Origin of the sequence: Rahnella sp. PCH160, assembly GCF_047784855.1 — a bacterium.
GTDB lineage: Bacteria > Pseudomonadota > Gammaproteobacteria > Enterobacterales > Enterobacteriaceae > Rahnella.
Genome location: NZ_JBLOGT010000003.1, coordinates 21,629 through 46,374, shown reverse-complemented (window position 1 = coordinate 46,374; position 24,746 = coordinate 21,629). Strand labels below are relative to the sequence as shown.

Below are 24,746 nucleotides of genomic sequence, written 5' to 3'. Positions count from 1 at the left end.
GGGTATGAGCGGATATCACATTTAACATAAATAGCATTATGCGCACTTAATTTGTTGGAACCATTTAGTAATGTCACTTTTTATCCAGATAGAAACGTAACCTTAGAGTAAGCTAAACTGAATGCAATTCTAAGGGACTCAACGCATGTTGGTGACCATGTCAGATAAAGAACTCCACCGTTTACCTGTGATACAGGCAGTTTGTGAAAAGCGTCTACGCCGTCGCGATGCAGCATCACAGCTTGGCATTTCAGAGCGTCAGGCTCAACGGCTTGTCAATCGTTATCGGGTTTCTGGTGCTGAAGGACTTGTCAGCCGCAAACGCGGCCAGCCCAGCAACCACCGGCTGACCGAATCACTTAAACTGCGGGTCCTCACGCTGATACGTGAAAACTACAGTGACTTTTGGACCCACACTGGCCGCAGAAAAGCTCAGAGAGCGCCATGATATCCGTCTTTCAATCGAGACCGTCCGCAACTGGATGACATCTGACGGGCTCTGGGTTCCGCATGCTCGCCGCAAGTCACGGGTTTATCAACCCCGACATCGGCGTGATTGCCTGGGTGAGCTTATCCAGATCGACGGCTCCCACCATGACTGGTTTGAAGGCCGTGCGCCAAAATGCTGCCTGCTGGTATTTATTGATGATGCCACCGGCCGTCTGATGCATTTACGGTTCAGCGAGTCAGAAACAGCCTTTGACTACATGCTGGCAACCCGGGAATACATCGAGCAGCATGGGAAGCCGGTATCGCTGTACAGTGATAAACACGCAATATTTCGCGTCAGTGGTCCGGAGAAACGCAATACCACCGTTACCCAGTTCGGACGTGTGCTTTATGACCTGGCAATCGAGCTTATTTGTGCCAACAGCTCTGAAGCTAAAGGCCGCGTGGAACGTGCGAATCAGACACTTCAGGATCGGCTGATCAAAGAAATGCGTCTGGAAGGTATAACCGGCATTGAGGCCGCAAATGCCTGGCTTGCAACTTTCATTGCTGACTTTAACAGCCGGTTTTCACGACCGGCCAAGTTCCCTAAAGATTTGCATCGCCCGGTGCAGGAAAGCCTCGTTGAGTTAAGAGATATCTTTGCCTGGCATGATGTTCGTACCGTGTCGAAATCACTGACCTTCCAGTACGATAAGATCCTTTATCTGATGGACCCAACAGAAGAAAACAGCCGTCTTGCCGGGGAGAAAATTAAAGTGCTGGATTATCCCGATGGCACCCTCGCCTTCCATTATGGACACCGAAGCCTTGAGTGCCAGGTGTTCGATAAACTCGCCTGTGTCGACCAGGGGCAAATTGTCGATAACAAACGACTTGGGACGGTACTCAGACTGGCACAAGTAAAACAGGATGAGCGGGAAAGTGAAGGCAAACGGGAGCGAAGTAAAAAGTCTCCCAGCCGTAAGGCGCAGGTGCGCATCCAGGAGCAACTACGGGCTATCAATCCTGTTCTGGCAGACCCAAGCTTGTTTGTGGCAAGTTCAAAGCGATAGGATCGGCCATCAGTGCTGCAAAGTACCGGGTAACGGTGAACACCCAAAAGGATATTTGAGATGATTAAATTCCTGACCAAAAAGCGCGTCGATTTATGAAAATCGTATAAATGGATGATGCCTGATGCGATAACGTAGGCCATACTGATTAAAATTTCCGGTATTAGCACGGTTAGTCCAGACGTAGAGTGATGTTTTAGATAAACGAGTGAATAGTCTTATCGTTAATGATGAAGATAAGTTATGCGGCCGATGAAAATCTACAATGAATGTTGTTATTTTATCTGGAGTGAAGCTTATGAGAATGATAATCCGTTCATATATATTTCTATTCTCGCTGTTGCTATTGTCTGGGTGTACTTCAGGCGAGTTGATAAAAAATAATGCCAGTGAGACTGTGAGCGCAGGACACAAAGCGATTGATCTATCCAGTCAGTATTTCGACGGACTGCTTTTGTTGCAAGAAAAAAATGCAGAGCTTGTTTATATAACGCAACCAGATTGCATTCCTAATGAAGACAATATCATTCATTACAAATTAGATCAGACAACTGGGAGGTCAGACCTGTGTGCGTCGGGTAATGATAAGTTCATTCCCTTGTCGTTAACGCCTCTTAATAAATCGCATTTCTCCGCCGATGAGCTAATGATGAAGTCTTTTTCTGATTATTTAGATGCGCTTTCAGCTAAGCTTTCCGATCCGAAAACCCCCGTATCCGATCTGCTGGACAAAGCTTTAGCGAATGCAAAAGTTGCTTCAATGTTGAGTACTAAAGCCGATTTAGGTAAGGAGCAACTTACAGCGATTCACAATCTATCTAATTTTCTGGAACATCTCATTAAAGTCGAAAAACAGGGCAAGGAAATTACTACTTTAGTTAAAAGCCATGGTGCCGAACAGATTGAAAATATGAATGCCATTAAAAAAGATATCGATAACATGAATCAACTTTACGTTGATTCGATGAAGCGAACAAATACTGGTCTTCTGGTGAATTATTACAGAAAAAATGTAAAGTCAGATGAGTTTTCAACACTGAATCAGCGTCAGTCATTTTTTAGAGAGAATGATATCGTAGCCAATGAAATTCAATATAGTAAGAAAAATACGCCTCCGGCGTCAGAGGCAATATCGCAATTTATACAGTACCATGAACACCTTCTTAAAATAGTCGACGGGAACTTAACAGATGAAGAGCGCAAAGAACAGTCGAAAATGGCAAGAGATAATTTGTTGATTGGTCTTAAGTATGTGGGTGAAGTGGCTAAACCTTTAATTTCTGCGTTGGCGATAGCCATGTGAGGAGTGTTTATGAAAGAGGCTCAGAAAAGATTAGTGAACGCAATCAGCGATCTTGCTGGAGAGTGTAATCGATGGGTTGGAAGGGATAATGGCGATGCTTTTTCACATTTTCAATTTGTATTTAACTATTTGGCCCAACAAATTGCAGAACGTGACATGGCATTGCGTGATGACAATGAGTTGAACCAGCTTACGCAGAAAACGTTAGATGCCAAAAGTGCTGTGGCTACGAGCGATAATCAAAATGTGATAAATGGGCTTAATGGGTTGGTTAATGTGCTCTGGTCGCTAATTGGATAACGTTTTATGCACTGTAATAGATGATAACATGTGATATGAATTTATTATTTATATTGCATGTTATCTTTTTTTTGTAATGCATCCAATTAGAAGAACATGTAGACATGTCACTAATTTATCAACCCCGACATCGGCGTGATTGTTTGGGTGAATTTATCCAGAACGACGGATCCCACAATGACTGGTTTGTTTGATAATATGACAATATCTCCAATTTGTTATTCACAAGATGATAGAGTATTAATCATATAAGCTAATAATATTTAACAACCAATAAATAACACTTATAGACAGTGATTTGTGAATAGACGATTTCCAATCTTTAGCGAAGTGCCACTTCTAACTTGCATAAAGAGGTGACACTTTAAAACTGCATTGACAGAATATGTTAGAACCATTTGATAATGTCACTTTTGGAGACAGCCAATCACCAATGGAATTGGGTCAATATGTAATGTGGATCATAAGAAGTGGGTATATCGGGAAATATCCGCAATATGAAAGCTTTTAGCGTGGTTTTTTACATCAATGGCCCTCAAACCCCTTAAGTGTTTTTTTTGATCAGAATAGGCGGGTAAAGAAAACGAAGGTTTTGTTTACTTATTCCGCTGATGCCAGTAGTCATGCGGTTTTCGGCGCTTCCAGCGTTAATAAACCCGGTAATCAAATAAACGTAACTCTGAGCGACAACGTCACGACTTTACAGATTTAAAATCATATAGTTACGTCATTAACGTACGTTTACGGTCCATTGAACTTCAAACCCCGGGTTCGCCCTGGAGCGCGATGATAGAGTAAAAATAATACTTTTCATCTAAATAGCGGCTCCTAATATCGCTGCACTTTTGCCTGACCGTGCTTCCTGCCAGGGAATGGGCTTACCGTTTTCATAAAGTGCCGTACTTTGTTCAGTAATTGCCACATCGATCGACAGCTATGATTTCTGGTTATTGTGTCGTGTAATGCCTGCCATAACCGTTCTACGTGATTCACCCACGGTGAGTAGATTGGTTGATAAATAACAATAAATTTTGGGTTCTTCTTCAGCCAACGAAGCGTTTCACGACTTTTATGGATGATGTAGTTATCAACGATCAGCGTGATCGTTTTTGCCCGCCGGTACGTGCTTTTTAGATGTTTTAACAAGCTGATAAATAACCCAGAGTTTTTACTGCTATTGCCGACGTAACTGACTTTTCCTGTGCCGCTGTGCAACGTGCCAGCCAGATAATATCCCTGGCGTAATAACTCGCTTTTGTTGACCACGTAGCTGCCAGTCAGCACCTATTTTGGGGTTGAGATGGATATCGACCTCATCCTCGTAAAACACGGGATGTACGACGCTACACTCGCTTAGCGCCTCTGCGATAGCGGCCATTTTCTCTTCTTTATGCGGGTCGCGAATACGCAGCGTGGGGGCCGCTCTTCGCCAGACAAGTCCGGCAGAGGGAAGCCAGCGGCGAACGATTGAAGCATGCAAACGGCACCCGGTTATTTCGTTGATTTTTATTGCTAACAGTTCAGTACTCCAGCGAGAACGCTGATAACCAAAATCTTCCGGCGAATGCTTAATCACAGTTGACGCAACAGCACACAAATGTGCTCAAACGGCCAGCGTCGCCCACGGCCTGAGGGTAATGATTTCAGGCCTTCCAGCCCGTAAAGTGTGAACCACTTAATCCAGCGTCCCAGCGATGAACGTGCGCAGCAAAGCGTTTTGGCAACGTCACTTATCTTGTCCCCACGATGAAGCATCAACATCGCGGTAAGTCTGCGGGCATGGTTTTTATCACATGTTTTATGGATGGTTTTTTGCATCAGACGCCTTTCGGCGTCGGGTATCGGTGCTATGATCTGCATGACTCAGTCCGGTTGGTGATTTGGGATATTCAGCGATTGATCAGATCGCTTAAATCGGACTGAGTTCCCTTCTGGTGATCTACTATTTGGAAAAGTTATTTAGGTTTCACCTCATTTTATAATCTTGCTGTTTAGTGGTCGCTGACTTGTATTTCTTACGCAACCTTAAATATTTGATTGTTAATTAATGTGATAGTTGTGTTCATGTTGTGTGGTAGACAGCTAATCTGAATCGCATAGATATAAAAATGGCATGTGGTACTGTTTTGAAACACAGTGTTGTGTGCATATGAAAAAGGAAATATTTATGTCTACTATGAATGAAGCGGGTTTGATTGCAGCGGGATACCATAAAACGAGCGATACTGTATGGCAGCGGAAAAGTGCTGAAACTTATGATTATATGGAAACGCAAGCTTACGGCGGGGGGAGTGTTAGTGCTGTTAAAGCAGGTTTAATGAATACTATCACTTCAGTAGCAGACTCGATATCTCTTGAGTTTAATTCATCCGCTTTTCGTGCGGGTACTACATTTCGTAGCCCACAAACCCCGAGAGAGATTCGTGAATTTCATGAGCAAGAGCTTGCTGCTCAAATTGGGGAGGCACTTCAGGCTCAACAAGTAGCATTAAATAGTTTGACTGATTCACAAAACCAGAGATTGTCAGCAGAGCGAAATTATTCGAAAGCTAATACTGTATCGCCAATTAATTATGCACAAACAACATTGGCGTTACAAAATGCATATTCTTTAGAATTGAACCGTAATATTGCATATGCGAATTCCACAATACTATTTATTGAAACAGATGTTATGTATAACAATTCGAAAATTTGGTGGCCTGCTAATGATGCAGAAAGGACTCAGGGTGAGGCCTATGTTGCAAACAGATCAAAAGATATAATTCCTTTTAAAACATCTGTCAGCAATTGGCAACAAGCTTTATCTACTACCAATGCAGCTATTGCTCAAACTAATAAAGATATTAAATCTATTCAGAATGGCTCTGTGCCTGCTAAGTATCAGTACTCTAGTGAAACACAGAAGACATTGGATGCAATCCAACAGGTTTCCGACTTCTACACTGATATCACACAGCGTTACGGTATTATTGCTTCAAACAAAGCGACACAGCTTGCCAATGTAGCAAAAGGAAAAACAATTAAGAATGCAGCTCAAGCCATCGCGGCTTGGGATCGATATGGCACTGCCATTAATGCCAAATTTAGCGCATCAGACCGAGCAGCAATTTCAAATGCTCTCCAAGCAATGGATCAAGCTGAAGTAGTGCAGAAACTGTCTGTGATGCAGAGAGGCTTCGGCGTCGCGTCCAAGTTTGTTGATGTAGCGACACTTACAAATGAGATTTCTAAGGCGGTACAAACCGGGAACTGGCATCCTGTTTTTATCAAATTTGAAACCTTGTTAGCCGGTGCTCTTGCTAGCCAACTTCTTGCCTATTATTTTGCAGCACTGATCGTATCGCCAATGGGGGTTTTATTGTTTGCAGTTTTACTTGCGAGTGCCAGTGCTGCTATTGATGAGTCCGCGCTTGAAGAACTGAACAGCTTTATTTCCTCACTCTAAAAATTAGGAGATAAGCAAGGCCACTTAAGTGGCCTTTTTTGTACTGAAATATAAGATGACATAAATGAGTGATAAGGGAACGACGAGAACAATAATCACCGCATAGTATATTACCCATAGTGTGTTTTTGGCTGAACTGGGTTGAAAGAACCCAGTGGTCCAAAATTCTTCACTAGATACCTTCAGCACTAGCGTTTCTAGAGCTTTGCGAGCAAGTGGAAACATTGCGGATATAATTATCGTATACGCGAATAAGAACGGTGTAGCTCCCGTCTGGGACACAAATATCGACACTGCTACTCCTAAGTAGAACAGGCATGTAAGAAAATTTTTGAAGTAGAATTTCTTATCCAAGTGAAGGCTCCTTCCCTTTAATTTTCGAAAATTTGTTTGTTACTCACATTTTAAAGTGTGCAAATTTTGTCTTCTAAACCTATCAACCACCCGCTCTAATGGCGCTTGCTTTCAGTGCTATAGCCTTATCTCATTAAAATTATGATTTTTAAGGTTATAAATTATTGGCTATTTTAGGATATTAACATAAATGCAGAATTCTTTTAAGTGAGATTGCCGTTGTTTTTTTAATACTCATCGGGGCTTTGTTGAATAAATAGAACTTTTGGCCGTGATCAGGAACAGATCATCACATTCCTGACCCTTCGGAGGTATCCCATGGCAAAAAAAGTTCAAAATCACCAACTGGGCCACCTACAACAAAGCGCTCGTCAATCGGGGCTCACTGATATTCTGGCTCGATGAGTCGGCCATTCAGGCCTGGTATGACGAACCCAAAACGTCTTCGCGTGGTCGTCCGCAACGTTATTCTGAGCTGGCCATTTCCACCGTTCTGATGCTCAAACGCGTTTTTCGCCTCACACTACGCGCCGCTCAGGGATTCATTGACTCCATCTTTATCAGCCGAAGAAACGCGGTCTGAGGGTATAACATGACCATTCGCTTCTACTTTTCCCTTTGACGCACAGGCTATCAGCAGCAATGTGATTAATATGAGCCAAGTCTTCCGTGTCATCCATTCTTTCTCCGTATTTATATTCCGTCGATAATATAGGGTCGGTATGGTTCTATGCTAGATGCTTACACCGGAGATATTTCATCATCTTTGTTATTGAATGCACGTAAGGCATCATAAAGCGCTGTCTTACCTATTTTCAGTCTTCCAGCTGCCTCCCGAACACTCAATCCTTGCGCCATTAAACTCCGCGCCTTCTGCAAACTTTCATTCGTGACGACTGGCTTACGTCCGCCCTTTCTTCCCCTGGCAGCTGCAGCAGTAAGACCCGCCTTAGTTCGTTCACGGATAAGGTCACGCTCAAATTCTGCTAGTGCTGCAAATATCCCAAAAACCAGTTTACCCGGAGCTGTTGTGGTATCGATGGCTGCACCTTGTCCCGTTAGCACTTTGAGGCCAACACCATGACCGGCCAGTTCTTGCACTGTATTGACCAGGTGAGCCATAGAACGGCCTAACCGATCCAGTTTCCACACGACGAGAATGTCTCCTTCGCGTAAATAGGCCAACGCTGCATCCAGTCCAGGGCGTTCGCTTTTCGACCCACTGATAATGTAATGGTCTAATCAAACCGGACACTTTGTTAGAGATATAATGAGCAATGCTAACGAGGTGAGAATGCGAAAAAAAACGTTTACCCATGAGTTCAAACAGGAATGTGTCAACTTGGTTCTGCAGCACAAGTACCCGGTGACCCAGGCTGCTGAAACGATGAATATAGGCCTTTCAACATTACAACGCTGGTTACGCCAATATCGCGGAGAAGTCAGGGGAGATACTCCTATCGCCACCGCGATTACGTCTGAACAACGACGAATACAGGAACTTGAAAAGCAGGTACGTCAGTTGCAAAGCGACAATGACCCGTTAAAAAAGGCTTCAGCTTTCTTCGCCATGGAAATTAACAACGACAAAAAGTCGCGGTGAAGCTGAAGAAGGCCGGGGCAAACATCCAGCAAGTCTGTCGATGCCTGTCGCTCACGCGCAGTGTATTTTACGCCCGGAGCAGGCGGCCAGCCCTCAGAGCAGATGTTCTGATGCTTCATGCGGCGGCTAAGCATGTTCATGCTGAAATGGATGCGACGTATGGCAGTCGGCGCATGTGTATTGAGCTGCGTGAACAGGGTTTTAACGTTGGCCGATACCGTGTCCGTCAGATAATGAAGACCCTGATGCTGGTTGCGAAGCGTCCCGGACGTCATCGCTATCCTCGAGGTGGTAAACCAGCTGTAGTGGCGGCTAATTTGTTGAATCGACAATTTAACCCTGAGACATTAAATACCTGGTGGTCAGGTGATATCACCTACCTTCGCACCGCTCAGGGCTGGTTATATCTGGCTATCGTCATGGACTTATGTTCAAGAAAAATAGTGAGTTGGGCTTTCTCGGACAAACCGGACAGCGCCCTGACTATCCGGGCATTACGACTGGCGGTTAATAAACGGCGGCCAACAGGCCCAGTCGTATTCCATAGTGATCAAGGTGCGCAATATACCAGCGCCCAGTTCCAGTCCTGCCAGCAGGAACTTGATGTGACGGGCAGTATGAGCCGCCGGGGTAACTGTCTGGATAATGCCGTTACGGAGAGGTTCTTCCGCAGCCTGAAAGCAGAGCGAGTTAATTATCGTCGCTATGAAACCCGAAGTCAGGGTATTGCAGACGTTATCGATTATATCGACAGTTTTTATAATCTGAAGCGTCGTCACTACCGGCTGGGCAATATATCGCCGAATGAATATGAACGCCGATTACAACAATGTGCCTAAATCTGTGTCCGGTTTTAGTTGACCATTACATAACATCAACCAGAAACATATACAAAGGAACCTGTAACACAGAAAGGCTCGTTGAAGCCTTATATTTTCTGGAGGTTTATCAGGCGCGGAACTCATTGTGGCACGGGAATAAAATCCCATTCAGACGCCGGATAGATTCAAGCAAGCCAACTTATCGTTGAATCGGTGTTGGAAAAACGGGAGTGACTATATATTCGTTTTCCCAGCGCCCCTTCTACAAGGCGGAAAAACCCCAAAAATCAGTTTTTTTTATAAAGTGATGGCACCGTCTAGGTGCCATTCTTTATCATTTTATTGCTGAGGGTTTATTGAGACTGAAAAGATAGAACATTAACAGGCCAGCACAAATGCTCATATTTTTTGTGAACTGAACAATTTGACCCGCTTGCTGTGTGCCGCTGAATGTCCAGAACTGATGGAACATTACGCTAGTAAGGAAAGTGTAAAATATCCAAATAAGGGACATTTCTTTTATTTTGTATCCAAAGATAAATGCAATACTCCCGCCAACCTCTATTATAGTTGCGAAAACAATCATTAATCGCCCTATCAATGTGTCACCAAACGGAGTTTTCAAAACATTATCGGTGAAATTTATAATTTTCCCTGTGCCGCTATATAAAAATAGAGGTGTTATTAAAACGCGTGCAATAACCATGATGATTTTTGTGTTCATTACATATCCTTTCTCTCGATTTGGTTCAGCATAAAAAATTCGTTATGGCGCAGTTATTATATTTGATTCATCCTGACAAAATGATGACTTCATCCTGTCTTTTTTGTCAGTACCGTGGGGAATGCCCAGCGCGAATGATAAAAATAAAATAATTATTTTTTAAGCTTTAACGTGAACCCGAATGAATTTATTCCATTTGAACTGGTAGCAAATGTATCGCCTCCATGCATATGGGCAACAGCCTTAACAATCGATAGACCTAAGCCGTGATTTGTAACACTTTGGGATCTTGAGTTATCAACGCGATAAAATCGTTCAAACAGCCTCTCCAGATGGAGAGATTCAATTTGATCACCATAGTTTCTAACTTCTACCGTGGCTAGATCTTCATCGCAAGATAAATCCACAATAACCTGAGTATCTTCATGGGCATGTCTTGCACTATTTTCTAATAGATTTGCAAGAGAGCGTGTAAATAGTCTCTTATCTACGCAAGCCTGAACATCGCCATGAATAACCAGTCGAATATTACGATCGGTGAAAGAGGGTTCTGTATATTCGGCGGTTTTAATCGCCTCTTCGCGAAGTGATACATCAGTTAATTTTGGAGACTGTTTTCCAGTTTGGGCATATGACAAAAAGAGCATGTCGTTGACAATAGATGCCATTCTTTCCACTTCTTCCAAATTCGATGCTAGACAATCTTCCAGCTCGACATTTTTTCTTTTACGAGAGAGCGCAAGCTGAGTTTGACCAATAATACTTGCTAAAGGCGTTCTAAGTTCGTGTGCAACATCCGCATTGAAACTTTCAAGCTGCAGCCATGCTTTCTCCTGACGAGCTAATACGCCATTAAACGCTTCAGCCAGACCACGCAATTCCTCTGGTAATAACGCTGCATCCAAACGTTGACCACTAATTCCGGGTGCAAGCTTATGGGCTTGTTGACTTAATAGCTCAATAGGTTTCATTCCCTTTCGAGAAATAATGAATCCTAGAAGCGTGACGAATACTATGCCAAAGCCTGTTATAAATATCAGAATACGCGTGAATTCATTAAGCGTACCCATATAGGGTGTAGAATCAATGGAAACTATGAGATGAAGAGGTATCTTACCATTGTTATATTGAATGGTCTTTGTGAGGAGGAATAGCGGGCACTTGTCCTTTTCTTCTCTGCTAATCTGGCTGAAGCCATCTTTTAACGCAAAAAGATCTACATGTTCGGGTGGTATGCCACCAATCTGAAACTCTGGATTGTCGCTCAGAACCCAGTACCTAACCCGACTTCCCTCGGCGTTCGTGAGGCTAAGGAGTTTAGATTTAAGCTCATCCCAGTTCGATAAATTTTGTTCCGTACTGAACAACGGCTCTATTAATGAATATCGGAACTGAAGTTCATTATACATCTGTTTATGCAGCGACTCACGCAGAGAGACTCTTAAACACAAAGCGTAGGCAAGTGCAATGCAGAACATCAAAACTGCGAAACTTACAGCCAGTTTATGTGAAATCGATTTTCTAGGTATTTTCATTGGTAGATCCGCTGATTTCCTCACGATATTCAAGGACGTAACCCATCCCCCTTACGGTGTATAAGAGTTTTTCTTTGAATGGGGTATCCATCTTTGCACGTAACCGCTTTATAGCAACTTCAACAATATTTGCATCGCTTTCAAAATTCATATCCCAAATTTGTTCGGCAATCATCATCTTCGAAAGAACTTCCCCCTGATGCCTTGCAAGTAGACTCAGTAAAGCAAATTCCTTTTGTGTAAGATCTATTCTGATGCCATCGCGATTTACTTTTCTGGATAATAAATCAAGCTGAAGGTTATGAACTTGGAGTTGTGAAATATCAACACCATCGCTCGGACGACGGCGAAGTATTGCCTGGATCCTGGCCACCAGTTCAATCAATGAGAAGGGTTTTGTAAGGTAATCATCTGCCCCCAGTCTCAGACCCTTGACTCGTTCGTCGAGAGAGCCGCGAGCTGATAACATCAGTACGGGTGTTTGCTTAATTTTCCTGAGATTGGCAATAACAGAATATCCATCCATTGACGGTAACATCACGTCAAGGATAATGGCGTCGTAATCCATTTCAGTTGCAAGGTACAAGCCTTCACGGCCGTCGTAGGTGATGTCTATGTTGTAACCTAGCTCTCTTAAAGCGGTGTTAATGTATGAAGAGATTTTCTGTTCATCTTCGATTAACAGGAGTTTCATAATTTTTATGCCTTCTAACCTCTGTCCCATCCCACATTATAAAGGTTTATATCTAACAATAGTCTGACCGTTAACTGACAATTTTGTAAGTAACCGCGGTATTCTTCCCCACGACTTCATTCCGGAGATATGTACAATTTTCATACGCGACGCCGAGTTTTACCTTTAAACAGTGAGTTTCTTGATGAGGATATCATCTTACATACGCATTTTTCTTCTTCTAAGAAAGCCAAATCGCGCAGGAGCTGAGTGGGGATGACTACAAAGAACGCCACTGTAACTGTGTGAAGCTTTGCAACTGTCATCTAAATTTTTTCCATTGCGCTGATTTATTTAATGAAAATCAATCTTAAGAAAAAAACGACACAATTAAGTTGAATTTATTTGTAGGTGTCACTGCTTATATTTAATAATCCTGACAACATTGTCATAAATCCGTCAGCGTTATGACAGTTTGAATCTGTATATTTGAATTTAAAGTCATGGGTATTTGACATGATGAAAAATCCTGGCTTAAACATGTATATCAACGAGGTAGTCGTCATGAAAAAATTACTTATTACAACCCTGTTTATTTGCTTAGCTATGGCAGATGCCGCATCCGCTTCGCAACAAATCAATAACACATATGGGAAAGAGAAAATTGGCACTGTTTCTGCTAGTAATGCCTGGACACTTGAAGACTTATCAGATGAACTCTCTCGTAAAGCAGATGAAAAAGGAGCTACATCCTACAAAATACTGTCTACAAGTGGTAATAACTTACTCCATGGCGATGCGGATATATACAAATAATTTTCTATTACCTTCCTAAGAAAGTGTCAAATCCCCTTACAATAGAGGCCACTGTATGTTCAACAAAGAGTCTATCATCGATGAGATAACCCTATGGATTGATTAAAATATAGGTAAGCCTCTGAAAATTGTGGATATTGCTGCTAGGGCAGGTTATTCAAAATGGCATTTTCAGCGCATTTTTTTATCGTGAAGAAAGTTACTCTAGGGAGATATATAAGAGAGAAAAAACTGGAAATGGCCGAAAAAGACTTAATTGAAACAAATGATTCAATTGCAGATATAGCCTACAAATATAGTTTCGATTCTCAACAAACCTTTACAAGGGTATTCTCAAACACTTACAAATCACCACCTTCAAAGTACCGCGCAATAAAGAGAATGCGAGATTAATATTCATTAAGTTATTGCGCATGTCAATTTATAATATCTTAAAATAAATGAGTTAAATCCCTAGAGCATCGAAGGTTGTCTATTATTTAAAAGTTAATGTAGTGATCTGATGGACATCCATAGTACAGCATAACTCCTACGATCTTTATGCTGAGTGATCTTATTAACAAAGGTACTATATCATGAACGATAAAATTTCATCGGTATCGCTCTAGCTAAATCTGTCTTTCAGGTTTGAGTCAGGATGATCGACGGGGTATCGCATCTAACTGTAAGGTTTTGACTCGCTCCCCGTAAGTGATCCATTCATAATCAGGAATAACCGGCTTCTTTCTTGCTGCATATTCTGGCAACCGGCAGATTTTTCGGCAAATTCGGAGGGTGTCATCCAGCCCAGCCCAGAATGAGGACGACTCTGGTTATAGTGTATGCACCAGGCTTCGATTTTGCACCGGGCATCCTCCAGAGACATGAACCAGCTCTCGTTCAGACATTCCCTGTCGCAGCCTGCCGTTGAAGGACTCCACCGTAGAGTTGTCCGTCGGCGTTCCGGGGAGTGAGAAGTCGATCTTGATGCCTCTTTCATACACCCACCTGTCCAGCAAGCACAAAACTCTTAATGTGGTATAATTTCCGAATCCCAAGCGGCCCCCTATATCATCGGTTATTACAGCCAGCTCAGACCCCACCAATATAATGGTGGGTTAACACCCAATGAATCAGAGCGATTGTTTTGGGAAAACTCTAAAGCCGTGGCCAGTTTTGCTTGACCACTACACTGCTTGAGGGCAAAGACAATCTGCTCTTCGGTGAATCGTGACTTTTTCATCGGTACCAGCTCCGTTCAAGGAGTGTTTATCATGCCGGAATTCTGTTTCTAAATAGAGCAGGATTTTGGGATAGGGCCATATGAAGACATTACTAACATCGGGGAGCAGGTCAAAGCTACTACCAAAAAGCAGTAGACTTGAGTAATTAGGAATCTAGTAAATAATATGTTCTCCGGTGTTTTTTATTATTGAAAATACCGGTTTTTTCTTATTGAAAATATCTGCTTGCGGAATTAAAGAAAAAATAGGAAATAGTATGTATATAAAGATTAACGTTTATCTCTGAGTGGTTATCATTAATCCAATGAGATATTAAAATTACTAACAGGCATGAATCCATGCCTTGAAAAGATTAATAAACTATTTTCTTAACCTCATGGTGGTTGGAAATCAGAGATACTTTATAAAGAATGGTATTATCTTCTCTAAGGCCTTTTCTTGTCCTTCACCATCATATAAATCCATGTGCGATGCTCCCTCAATGATACACAGTTCTTTCGAATTGCCTGGTGCTTTTGCATAGAGTTCCTGGCTCTGCCATAAAGAATCCGCTGCGCTGCCAGCAATGATTGCCAAGGGTTGAGTAAGCAAAGGATCAACCAGATCGAATGCATCGAATGCCATCCAGTAGATAAGCGATGACATCAGCATTTTATTTGGTGCGTTAGGATGCATCCCGCGAGAGGTTAAATAATAATCCGTTCCTTCACATAAATCCCGGAAAGGGCTACTTTCTCCAGTATTAGGAACATATGGGGCATACGCAATATCAGCACCATTCGCTTCAAGTGAACGCTGTTTGACAAGCATATCTAGCGTTTCAGGTATTGCAGTTGCCGGGCTCTTACCATCCCAGCCTTTGCGAGCGGCATTACCCACATTTGCGGCACTGGCAGTGGCTACAGCTTTGATTCGGCGATCAAGCGTTGATGCTTGGACCGAATATCCGCCCCCAGCACAAACACCCAGAATGCCAATTCGCTCAGGATCAACAAATGGCAAGGTAGTCAGGTAATCTACAGCACTGAAGATATCACCAACACGATTCATCGGCAGGTCAAGAAAGCGTGGTTCGCCGCCGCTCTCTCCCTGAAAGGAAGCATCAAATGCGAGCGCAACATAACCCGCATCGGCGAGTTTTTTCGCATACGCTCCGGCCGTTTGCTCTTTAACTCCGCCTGCTGGGTGTACAACAATGACCGCCGGATATTGTGTTCCGTCCTCAGTATCATGCGGTAGCCATAAATTTCCAACCATTGTGATGCTGTTGTTTTCAAAATGAACTTTTTGCATAATTGGCTCTTATCAGAAAGATTAATGCGTACTACCGAAATAGTAAAAATTCGGTATCCCATATGCAATGTGATTTATTTTTCGCACATTACAGATATTCTAAAATTTAATTTCAATTGAGTAAAATTTAACCACGAAGAGATTGGTGTTTATGAAGGATAATCTTCTGTAAAATTAAATATATAACTACAAATATTCATTCAGGAGATTACTGCATCATTTCTAAATCGTAGTGGCCACCAACGATATCCAATTCCCTCGCTGGCCAGTCGTCCAATTCCGGGATAAGTGATATGTGATCCAGCGATCAGATATCCTTGCTCTGCCGCCTCGGCAAATTTTTTTTGCGCTGAGCTGCCGCCATTGAAGGACTCATGTCAAAGATGGAGTTGACGTGTGGTGCCGGAAATTGAACTTCTTCAATATGCATAAGGTCACCCCAAAACAGAAGTTTCTGGCCATTAACATCCAAAACGAAGCCACAATGACCTGACGTATGTCCAGGCACTGGTTGGCTGATAATATCGGGCAATAACTCCCTAACACCAGAGAAACGCGCAAGATTTCCACGTTTTTGTTAATGAGGAAAATATTAACAGATGTTGTCAGGTGAACTTCCGTTACGTGGGCCTGCCGGAGGTAATCTTCAATTATCGATATTGGCGCGCCGGTCAGAGTATCACTCCCCAGTCCCATCGTGCCGTCAGATAATGCAGTGATTTCTACACCACTAAACATGACTCGCTGGTAACCAGGCTGAGGCTGGCGCATTATTTGTGCATTAATATCTGGCATCACACTATCCTCCAGTAATTTTTCCGCACCCTGGACATAAAGTTTAATAAATCTTATTCAATGGAAAGTATTCAACTTTTTCAAAATAAGGGAATAATGGCAAGGCCGCCACAAGTTCTTTCACTTCATCAATACTCTCAGCATTGAATACAACAATGCCACCACCATCATTTTCTTTGGAAAACAGATGCTCAATAACACCTTTATCGCGCAGTGCATTTGTCATCGCATATTCAGATTCCATAACTTCAGCAAGGCTGACATTTTTTTTAGGGTAGGTAATAACCAGGACTCGATTCATATTTGTCGCTCTTTTAAAATTAATATGTTGATCATCTTGTGCGGTGGATTTCATTACCAGGGGAGAAGACCATCCTCATTGAAGTAACCCGCGGTAGGGCCTTCAGGAGGCAATGTCGCGAGTCTAAACGCAATTTCAGCAGCCTGCTCGACTGTACTAGGCATGGTATGTCCGTTCAAATCAGTTGCGGTATAACCGGGGTCAGCGGTGTTTACTTTGACCGGCGTACCTTCCAGCTCTTTGGCAAATGCCAGCACTACCGCATTTAAGGCTGTTTTTGAACTACAGTAGCCTAATTCATTGATTGCATAGAATGGATGTGACTTATCAGACATGATATTCAGCGAACCAACACTACTGCTGAGCATGACAATTCTTGCAGCGGGTGCTGCTTTTAAGAGTGGCAGAAATGCCTGGGTAACACTGATTGGACCAAACACATTTACTTCATAGGTTTCCCGAATACCTCCGATGGCACCAGTCACCAGCGCATGTTTTTTATCAGCCATTGTTTTCACCATCAAATAAGGAATTTATAAAATTATTTAATTGGATAACTGATTTCAGCGAGCCAATCTGATTTTTCCTGGGTATGAAGCCTCCAAAAAGCTTCAGCAATGCCTATTGATTCAGCAGATCCCGCAGTGACAAGGGTGTTCACAGTAATTGTGGCAATATGAATATTTTTTTCCCTGAAGTCCTCAAATAAGCCGTTAGACATATTCAGTAGACCCGCTTTGCCGATACTCAGTGAAAGGTAATCATAGTTTGGCGTGTGCGCGAAAATCCCGCCAGCCAACAGAATGGAACCGCTCTTTCTCTCTGCCATTGCACGTGAAGCCTCTTTTACAGCAGCGAAGCATGCACCAATATTGATGACCAGATCTTGAATGAAACTCTCGACCGACTGATCGACAATGGTTCCAGCATGGAGTGCCGCTGAATTGAAGTGCAACACCTCGACGGGACCTGTCTCTGATTCGACCGAATTCACCAGACTTACTACACTACTGATATCACCCGCGTCTACAAAGCGGCCTTCGGCCTGATATCCTGCATCGGTGAGTTCTTTAACCTGAGCGTGCAAATAGTCCTGATTACGCGACGTCAATATCACACGGTATCCTTCACGGGCAAAACGCACTGCTGTCGCAATCCCTATTCCCGGCCCTGAGCCTATACTAAGAAAAATTTTCATAAAGATATCTTTACCAAAGAGATTTAGTGGGACAAGATTACCGCTCGATTTGCTTAATGATAATCAGCTAAAAATGCATATTAATAATGCTCCAGCTGCATGGATCATCTATCTACATGGTATCCTGCAGGTAAGGTCATCTGGATCTTCCTGGATTTGAATTACAGGAAGGAAAAATAAATGTTCTCAAACCAGCAGGCCGCCGCAATACTGGCTGGAGAACATATTAACAGTGGCGCGTAGATATACTACCATCTGCAAAATTAGCAAATGATTGCAGAAAAATTCACAGATAGAGTTATAATAAAACGAAAATCTGTACTGCAACACTACTAAAGTTCGTGGACAAACAAGAAAAACACAATTTATCTTACAAACTAAAGTATTTAAAAATTATTTGTAAATTTCAGCACTACCGTGCAGATAGTTATTTTCCGCTAGCAGAGGTAATGTGGTAGCACGTAGCACCGGCTTTCTCAACATTCTGGTTTAATTCAGCATTAAGTTCATCCAGTGTTTTTACATGAGATGCAGAAACCACCCCGATTATTTCTTAGCTGGCACAAGAGGCCGCTTGATCTGCGGCATACGCATTTGTTGTCATAAATGCAAAAGCGGTGATAGCGATAATTTTTTAAACGTATTCATAATTTATCCTGTAAATAATATATTAACCATATAACTTTTAAGTTAAATTCCAAGAGAGGTAATTGCCATGAATAAAACAGCAACAAATGTTAACTGCACTATCTGGCATCACATCCTGATGACTGAATTATACCAATGCTGAATCAGTAGATGTTATATAAAAAGTACATAACTCTCTTGCATACAGTGCATCAATATAATTTTAAATCACATCCAGATGTTTGCAGAAAGCTGCACAGCAGGCGTGTTGTACATTTCTTGATATACTCCGCAGAATTCATCAGGATAGAAGTTCCAGGTATCGTGCAGGATTGGATATGCGCATGACTCATTGCTCCGCTCCTGCATGATTAATTATGGCTAATAGATATAAAAATCACTGAGCAACAGTCATTCAGAATTTTATGCCCGCTGCTTTCAGCCCTTCCTCCGCAAACAGTTGATCCTGCTCATACGTACCACCAGAAATACCAATAGCACCAATCATTTTCGCCTCCACGGTTATTGGAAAGCCGCCCCCACAGCCAACATCCTTGGCAGCTGAGCAAGTGGTGCCAGTTTAGGATCCATCAGATATGCATTCCAGACATGGGTCGGATAGCCAAAAGAGCTGGCAGTCCATGCTTTATTGATTGCGGCTTCGACAGTCAGAAAAGGAGCCATATCTGTACGTTTGAAGGTTTTCAATGCCCCGCCAGCATCGACTACCGCGACAGAGATCTCCACTCCTGCAGATTTTGCAGCATCTATAGCAGCATTAGCCATTATTTCAGCAGCGGAAAGTGATACCGTTGCTGTTTCGATAAAAAGACTCTGATGTTCAGCCATTTTTAACTCCAGGGAATGTTTGATGAATAGAAATTGAAGTGATTTCGAACCACTTGTTCACTGACTATCGATAGCGGGTACAAAGGATGCTGATAGCTCATCCCCGACACATCAGCCTGCCAATGACAGGTTACTATGATATTTATTGTGTAAATTCACACAATAGACTATAAACGCATAACATAAATGCGCATGGTGCAATTATCTTGGACTACAAACTCGATGATCTTGTGACTTTCATTACTGTTGCTCGCACAGGTAGCTTCAAATCAGCTGCAGTACTGCTTATGCGAGATGCTTCCGTCATATCTCGCCGAATAAGCCAGCTTGAGAAACAGCTTGGCGTCAAGCTTCTTATCCGTACGACCCGCAGTCTGATGTTAACTGAGGCGGGCAGTCTCTATTACAATCGGCTGAGAGCTGCGCTGGAAGAGGTAGATACCGCAACCAGAGAAGTGGGTGACTTTGCCGCGACACCGCAAGGTACACTTCGCGTTTCAGTACCCGTCACGTTTGGTCGTGAAATGGTTGCCCCTCTCTTTTCATCAATTCTTGCAGATTATCCTAAAATTAAAATTGATGCCCACTTTGAAGACCGGGCTGTCGATGTTGTCGGAGAAGGCTATGATGTAGTGCTACGTGTAGGGTTGTTACCCAGCAGTACCCTTATTTCCCGGAAATTAGGCTCATTTCGCAGCATGCTTGTTGCGTCTCCAGAATATGTCGCTTCACATGAAACACTGTCCAGTCCTGCACAAATGGAAAATCATGCCTGCCTTGGTTTTACAAAAGCTCCCGGATGGCCTTCCTGGACACTGGAAAAAGAGGGTGAAGAAGTCACCATACAACCGAACTGTTCTTTAGTTGCTGACAATAGCGAGGCAATACTCGTGTCTGCCATGCAGGGTACAGGTATAACACTGACGCCAGACTGGATGGCTGCATCTTATATCAATGCTGGCAAACTCGTGCATGTACTCCCGGGCTGGAGGAGTATCAGAGACATTGAAGTTCACGCTTTAATGCCGCCGGGTGCGCTTATTCCGGTAAAGACACGAATTTTTGTCGATGCGTTACGTGATAAATTTTCAGCCGGTGGATTCATTAAAAAAGATTGATGCTTGTGATATCAGGAGTAATTCTTTTAAAGATTTTTGGTTATAAGCGCGTAATGATTATTCGAATTTGATTAATTAAATTCGGTGACAGATAACCATCCACAGTTGCGTGGATGGTTATCTGTCACCGAAGGATGACGTTAGATCAGGATTTTTCCACCGCAAAATTACCCAATAATCCAAACATTTTGTCATGGCGAACCGCTTTTGACAGTAGTTCACTCACTTCATTTTTATCCACAACACGCCCAGAGGCAGTCATAAATGACTGAACGTCACGTGGGCCAGATTCGTATACCGTATCCTGTCCCCAGTAAGGGTTAACATATACAGGCATGGTCGGCTCGCTACGCCAGCTGTCGGACAAACTCCCCATATCAACCGCGTCATAGCCGATGGCATCCAGGAACTCAATTACAACCTTTTTCGCTTCCGCGTCATTACTGGCCACAGGAAGTGCGCTACGTTCTTTATCCCCAGCCGGACGCGCTCTGCTAAGCAAACGAACAAAATCCATGTTATTGATAGCCCGGACTACGAGTGATTTAGACAGATGATTCTGTACCAACTCACTGGTTGCAATTTTATCAGTGTGAACTTCAGCCATGACACCATCGCGTTCAGGATAATAGTTCAACGTATCGATGAGTATTTTGCCAGCAAGTTTCTCAGCTGAGAGATTAGAATATGCCGCAAATGGAACAGCCAGAACAAGCAAATTCGTTGCCTGGACAACCTCATCAAATACAGCGGCTTCAGCTTTCGAACCTAATTCAGCAACCAAGTCGGCTAAAGACTCAGGGCCCCGGGTATTGCAGATTACAACATTAAAACCGGCGGAAATAGCGAGTCGTGCAACCTGGCTACCAATCATACCGCTGCCAATGATACCAACAATTTTGCTCATGGATAATACCTCAATATTCTGGATGTTAAGCAGGAGTTAAATTTTGCTGTAATGCGTAAATGTTTTCAATTCCCTTTCCCTGCATTTCATAAATGCATAAATTCCACTAATCACCAAATCGCGATACCTGCTCACGCGGTTTATTTTAAGCAAATAAAACAGGCCAGAATCAGGCCTGTTTTATTATATTAAATGAAATCAAGATGCTACTTACTCGTCTTCTTCACTCTTTCTTTTGAGCGGAAAACGCTGACGCACAACAACAAAGAAAACGGGTACAAAATAGATAGCCAGTAAGGTTGCAGCAGCCATGCCGCCAATGACCCCGGTACCAACAGCATTTTGTGCACCAGACCCGGCTCCATTACTGAGAGCAAGAGGTAATACACCTAAAATAAATGCCAGAGAGGTCATTAGTATCGGACGGAGACGCATCCTGGCAGCTTCAATGGTTGCCTCAATTAACCCTCTCCCTTCTTTTATCATCATATCATTAGCAAATTCGACGATCAGTATGGCATTTTTTGCCGAAAGTCCGATGGTTGTCAGTAAACCAACGACAAAATAGACATCATTATTAAGACCGCGGATGCTGGTAGCAAATATCGCACCGATCACCCCTAATGGAACAACTAACATAACAGCAAATGGAATGGACCAACTCTCATAAAGCGCGGCCAGACAAAGAAACACCACAACCAGTGAAAGTGCATACAGGGCAGGAGCTTGCTGCCCACTCATTCTTTCCTGGTATGACATACCAGTCCAGTCAAAACCGATCCCTTCAGGTAACTGAGATGCGAGTTGTTCCATAAGCGCCATCGCTTCCCCGGAGCTCTTGCCAGGCGTGGGTTGGCCCAGTATTTCTGTAGATGACAGCCCATTATATCGTTCAAGTCGAGGCGATCCATATATCCAGTTGGTTGTGGCGAAACTGGCAAACGGAACCATTTTTCCATTATCCGCCCTTACAAACCAGTCATTCAGATCTTCAGGCATCATACGGAAATGCGCATCACTCATAACATAAACTTTCTTCACACGGCCGCGGTCAATGAAGTCGTTAACGTAGACCCCCCCCATGCTGCACTGAGTGTTTGATTAATATCATCTAAAGATAATCCCAACGCACTGGCTTTTTCCTGGTCAATATTAATTCTAAATTGCGGCGTATCATTCATTCCGTTTGGACGAACAGCCATCAGTACATCCGGGTGCTGGCTCGCCATTTGCAATAGTTGATCACGCGCTTTCATCAAGGCTTCGTGTCCTAAGCCTGACTCATCTATAAGCTCAAAATCAAACCCGCTGGCATTACCCAGTGCAATGATTGGCGGCAAGTTGAATGAAGCGATTTGGGCATCTAAAATAGATTGCAATGAAATATTAGCTCTGGCAGCAATTGCATCAACCGTATTTTCTATACCTTCACGTACACTCCAGTCTTTTAATCCTATCCATGCCATACCAATATTTTGCCCCTGACCTGCGAAGCCATATCCCCCAACGGTCAAAACACTCCGAACATTATTCTTCTCTTCTTTGAGATAATAGTCATTGATCTGATCCAGAACGTGCTGCGTGCGCTGGAGTGTTGCTCCTGGAGGTAACATTGCCTGTGCTGCAAGTACACCCTGATCTTCGGTTGGCAGAAATGCTTTAGGCAAATGCATAAAAAGCCAGACCATCGCAACAAGGATGACTCCATAAATCACCAGAATACGTCCTGTGCGGTCAAGTATTTTCCCCACTACTCGCGAATAATGGTTATTACTTTGCTCAAACTTCCTGTTGAACCAGCCAAAAATGCCCCGATGATGAACATGCTTGCCGGGTTTCACTGGTTTCAGAATCGTGCCACACAATGCAGGCGTCAGTGTTAAAGCAACCAGCACAGAAAGGACCATTGATGAAACGATTGTTATTGAGAATTGCCGATAGATAACACCGGTACTGCCACCAAAAAAGGCCATCGGGACGAATACTGCTGATAACACGAGCGCAATACCAACAAGTGCGCCCTGAATCTGCTCCATCGATTTTCGTGTTGCTGCTCGTGGTTTAAGCCCATCTTCAGCCATTACACGCTCAACGTTTTCCACCACCACGATGGCATCATCGACAAGCAAACCAATCGCCAGCACCATGCCAAACATCGTTAAGGTGTTGATGGAATAACCGAAAATACTCAATACCCCAAACGTCCCCAGTAGAACAACAGGTACCGCGATTGTCGGGATAAGTGTTGCCCGAAAGTTTTGCAAAAACATAAACATAACGAGAAACACCAGCAAAATCGCTTCTAAGAGGGTCTTGACCACTTCATGGATAGAAATACTAATAAATGGCGTGGTGTCATACGGATACACAACCTTCAGCCCTTGCGGAAAAAGCGGCTCAAGCTGCGCGAGTTTGGCACGAACCGATTTCGCGGTATCCATCGCATTTGCACCGGTCGCCAACTTGATCGCCAGAGCAGATGCCGGTTTGCCATTGTACTTAACAATATAGCGGTAGTTTTCACCACCACGGGTTATTCTGGCTACATCGTGCAGACGTACCTGAGAACCATCGCTGTTCACTTTAAGGAGAATATTGCCAAATTCTTCAGGTGAAGTCAGACGGGTCTGCGCAATAATTGAGGCATTTAACTGCTGATCTTCAACAGATGGGGAACCACCTAACTGGCCTGCTGCAATTTGGGCATTCTGACTCTGAATTTTTCGCGTAATATCAACTGGTGTTAATTGATAATTGTTGAGTTTATTCGGATCAAGCCATATCCGCATTGCATATTGGGACCCAAACAGCAGGGTATCACCGACACCACTAATCCGACTTACAGGATCTTTAACCGTAGAAGATGTAAAGTCAGCAATATCTTCCATGCTCATCCGTCCTGATTCATCAACGAAAGCAGGGACAAGGAAGAAGGAGCTGGAAGATTTCATAACCGTAACCCCTTGCTGTTGAACTTCCTGGGGTAACTGGGGCAATGCTTGCTGTAATTTATTCTGGACCTGTACCTGGGCAATATCCGGATCAGTACCATTTTTAAATGAAAGTGTGAGCTGCAGTGCACCTGCTGAATCACTATTCGAAGAGATATACAACAGTCCATCCAGCCCCGTCATATTTTGCTCAATGACCTGAGTTACCGTATTTTGTAATGTTGCGGCATCGGCACCTGGATAGTTAACACTCACCTGAACAGCTGTTGGAGCAACATCTGGATATTGTTCTACTGGAAGCATTAATATAGCAATGGCACCAGATATCATTATGATTATTGCCATCACCCAGGCAAATACCGGGCGATCAATAAAAAACTTCGACATTATTTTAATCCTTGA

General features: G+C 43.2%; 18 protein-coding genes and 8 pseudogenes. 10 read left to right on the top strand and 16 right to left on the bottom strand.

Annotated elements, in window-relative coordinates:
* Nucleotides 1-157 precede the first annotated feature (157 nt).
* The 3 genes and pseudogenes from ACM5QY_RS25720 to ACM5QY_RS25710 all read left to right on the top strand — a co-directional run bounded on the left by ACM5QY_RS25720 (nt 158) and on the right by ACM5QY_RS25710 (nt 3,108).
* Nucleotides 158-1,505: pseudogene (locus ACM5QY_RS25720) on the top strand (ISNCY family transposase).
* A 265-nt stretch (nt 1,506-1,770) separates the two neighbouring features.
* The gene (locus ACM5QY_RS25715; protein ID WP_416123470.1) at nt 1,771-2,808 is read left to right on the top strand and encodes a hypothetical protein; all 1,038 of its coding nucleotides are present in this window, start codon (nt 1,771-1,773) and stop codon (nt 2,806-2,808) included.
* A gap of 9 nt (nt 2,809-2,817) precedes the next feature.
* Nucleotides 2,818-3,108: a hypothetical protein gene (locus ACM5QY_RS25710; RefSeq protein WP_416123469.1), complete on the top strand. Its 291-nt coding sequence runs from the start codon at nt 2,818-2,820 to the stop codon at nt 3,106-3,108.
* 828 nt (nt 3,109-3,936) lie between these two features.
* Here the strand turns inward: ACM5QY_RS25710 and ACM5QY_RS25705 are convergent.
* Nucleotides 3,937-4,968, bottom strand: a pseudogene (locus ACM5QY_RS25705) (IS630 family transposase).
* Between the two features lie 307 nt (nt 4,969-5,275).
* Between ACM5QY_RS25705 and ACM5QY_RS25700 the strand changes: the two are divergent.
* Nucleotides 5,276-6,556 carry a colicin-like pore-forming protein gene (locus ACM5QY_RS25700; RefSeq protein WP_416123468.1) on the top strand — a complete coding sequence of 427 codons (1,281 nt, stop codon included), beginning with the start codon at nt 5,276-5,278 and terminating at the stop codon, nt 6,554-6,556.
* Between the two features lie 667 nt (nt 6,557-7,223).
* A pseudogene (locus ACM5QY_RS25695) lies at nt 7,224-7,469 on the top strand (transposase); the annotation flags it as partial.
* Between the two features lie 182 nt (nt 7,470-7,651).
* Here the strand turns inward: ACM5QY_RS25695 and ACM5QY_RS25690 are convergent.
* A pseudogene (locus ACM5QY_RS25690) lies at nt 7,652-8,137 on the bottom strand (recombinase family protein); the annotation flags it as partial.
* Nucleotides 8,138-8,180: 43 nt separating this feature from the next.
* On the opposite strand from ACM5QY_RS25690, the gene ACM5QY_RS25685 reads away from it, so the two are divergent.
* Nucleotides 8,181-8,513 carry a transposase gene (locus ACM5QY_RS25685; RefSeq protein WP_416123467.1) on the top strand — a complete coding sequence of 111 codons (333 nt, stop codon included), beginning with the start codon at nt 8,181-8,183 and terminating at the stop codon, nt 8,511-8,513.
* The gene (locus ACM5QY_RS25680) at nt 8,510-9,352 is read left to right on the top strand and encodes an IS3 family transposase (RefSeq protein ID WP_416123466.1); all 843 of its coding nucleotides are present in this window, start codon (nt 8,510-8,512) and stop codon (nt 9,350-9,352) included. The genes ACM5QY_RS25685 and ACM5QY_RS25680 overlap by 4 nt, the downstream gene beginning before the upstream one ends.
* Before the next feature lie 316 nt (nt 9,353-9,668).
* On the opposite strand, the gene ACM5QY_RS25675 is transcribed toward ACM5QY_RS25680, so the two are convergent.
* The 3 genes from ACM5QY_RS25675 to ACM5QY_RS25665 all read right to left on the bottom strand — a co-directional run bounded on the left by ACM5QY_RS25675 (nt 9,669) and on the right by ACM5QY_RS25665 (nt 12,287).
* Nucleotides 9,669-10,058: a DoxX family protein gene (locus ACM5QY_RS25675; RefSeq protein ID WP_416123465.1), complete on the bottom strand. Its 390-nt coding sequence runs from the start codon at nt 10,056-10,058 to the stop codon at nt 9,669-9,671.
* 152 nt (nt 10,059-10,210) lie between these two features.
* Nucleotides 10,211-11,587 (bottom strand): heavy metal sensor histidine kinase, encoded by a 1,377-nt coding sequence (locus ACM5QY_RS25670; protein WP_416123576.1) that lies wholly within the window; start codon nt 11,585-11,587, stop codon nt 10,211-10,213.
* Nucleotides 11,580-12,287: a heavy metal response regulator transcription factor gene (locus tag ACM5QY_RS25665; protein ID WP_416123464.1), complete on the bottom strand. Its 708-nt coding sequence runs from the start codon at nt 12,285-12,287 to the stop codon at nt 11,580-11,582. The genes ACM5QY_RS25670 and ACM5QY_RS25665 overlap by 8 nt, the downstream gene beginning before the upstream one ends.
* Nucleotides 12,288-12,830: 543 nt before the next feature.
* Between ACM5QY_RS25665 and ACM5QY_RS25660 the strand changes: the two genes are divergently transcribed.
* Nucleotides 12,831-13,082 (top strand): YdgH/BhsA/McbA family protein, encoded by a 252-nt coding sequence (locus ACM5QY_RS25660; RefSeq protein ID WP_416123463.1) that lies wholly within the window; start codon nt 12,831-12,833, stop codon nt 13,080-13,082.
* 109 nt (nt 13,083-13,191) lie between these two features.
* A pseudogene (locus ACM5QY_RS25655) lies at nt 13,192-13,475 on the top strand (helix-turn-helix domain-containing protein).
* 265 nt (nt 13,476-13,740) lie between these two features.
* Here the strand turns inward: ACM5QY_RS25655 and ACM5QY_RS25650 are convergent.
* The 9 genes and pseudogenes from ACM5QY_RS25650 to ACM5QY_RS25610 all read right to left on the bottom strand — a co-directional run.
* Nucleotides 13,741-14,077 (bottom strand): annotated as a pseudogene (locus tag ACM5QY_RS25650) (integrase core domain-containing protein); the annotation flags it as partial.
* Between the two features lie 65 nt (nt 14,078-14,142).
* Nucleotides 14,143-14,304 carry a hypothetical protein gene (locus tag ACM5QY_RS25645; RefSeq protein WP_416123462.1) on the bottom strand — a complete coding sequence of 54 codons (162 nt, stop codon included), beginning with the start codon at nt 14,302-14,304 and terminating at the stop codon, nt 14,143-14,145.
* A 391-nt stretch (nt 14,305-14,695) separates the two neighbouring features.
* Nucleotides 14,696-15,598 (bottom strand): alpha/beta hydrolase, encoded by a 903-nt coding sequence (locus tag ACM5QY_RS25640; RefSeq protein WP_416123461.1) that lies wholly within the window; start codon nt 15,596-15,598, stop codon nt 14,696-14,698.
* A gap of 372 nt (nt 15,599-15,970) precedes the next feature.
* A complete protein-coding gene (locus ACM5QY_RS25635) occupies nt 15,971-16,393 on the bottom strand; it encodes an MBL fold metallo-hydrolase (RefSeq protein WP_416123460.1) in 423 nt (140 codons plus the stop codon).
* A gap of 43 nt (nt 16,394-16,436) precedes the next feature.
* Nucleotides 16,437-16,748 carry a muconolactone Delta-isomerase family protein gene (locus ACM5QY_RS25630; RefSeq protein ID WP_416123459.1) on the bottom strand — a complete coding sequence of 104 codons (312 nt, stop codon included), beginning with the start codon at nt 16,746-16,748 and terminating at the stop codon, nt 16,437-16,439.
* Nucleotides 16,748-17,203 carry an SDR family NAD(P)-dependent oxidoreductase gene (locus ACM5QY_RS25625; RefSeq protein WP_416123458.1) on the bottom strand — a complete coding sequence of 152 codons (456 nt, stop codon included), beginning with the start codon at nt 17,201-17,203 and terminating at the stop codon, nt 16,748-16,750. Before ACM5QY_RS25625 ends, ACM5QY_RS25630 begins: the two co-directional genes overlap by 1 nt.
* Nucleotides 17,204-17,235: 32 nt before the next feature.
* Nucleotides 17,236-17,892, bottom strand: a complete 657-nt coding sequence (locus ACM5QY_RS25620) for an SDR family NAD(P)-dependent oxidoreductase (RefSeq protein WP_416123457.1) — start codon at nt 17,890-17,892, stop codon at nt 17,236-17,238.
* Between the two features lie 427 nt (nt 17,893-18,319).
* The gene (locus tag ACM5QY_RS25615) at nt 18,320-18,433 is read right to left on the bottom strand and encodes a YdgH/BhsA/McbA family protein (protein ID WP_416123456.1); all 114 of its coding nucleotides are present in this window, start codon (nt 18,431-18,433) and stop codon (nt 18,320-18,322) included.
* A 501-nt stretch (nt 18,434-18,934) separates the two neighbouring features.
* Nucleotides 18,935-19,305, bottom strand: a pseudogene (locus ACM5QY_RS25610) (GlcG/HbpS family heme-binding protein).
* A 269-nt stretch (nt 19,306-19,574) separates the two neighbouring features.
* Here ACM5QY_RS25610 and ACM5QY_RS25605 point away from each other — a divergent pair.
* Nucleotides 19,575-20,486 carry a LysR family transcriptional regulator gene (locus tag ACM5QY_RS25605; protein ID WP_416123455.1) on the top strand — a complete coding sequence of 304 codons (912 nt, stop codon included), beginning with the start codon at nt 19,575-19,577 and terminating at the stop codon, nt 20,484-20,486.
* A 145-nt stretch (nt 20,487-20,631) separates the two neighbouring features.
* Here the strand turns inward: ACM5QY_RS25605 and ACM5QY_RS25600 are convergent, their stop codons facing one another.
* Nucleotides 20,632-21,393 carry an NADPH-dependent F420 reductase gene (locus ACM5QY_RS25600; RefSeq protein WP_416123454.1) on the bottom strand — a complete coding sequence of 254 codons (762 nt, stop codon included), beginning with the start codon at nt 21,391-21,393 and terminating at the stop codon, nt 20,632-20,634.
* A 210-nt stretch (nt 21,394-21,603) separates the two neighbouring features.
* A pseudogene (locus tag ACM5QY_RS25595) lies at nt 21,604-24,731 on the bottom strand (efflux RND transporter permease subunit).
* Nucleotides 24,732-24,746 lie beyond the last annotated feature (15 nt).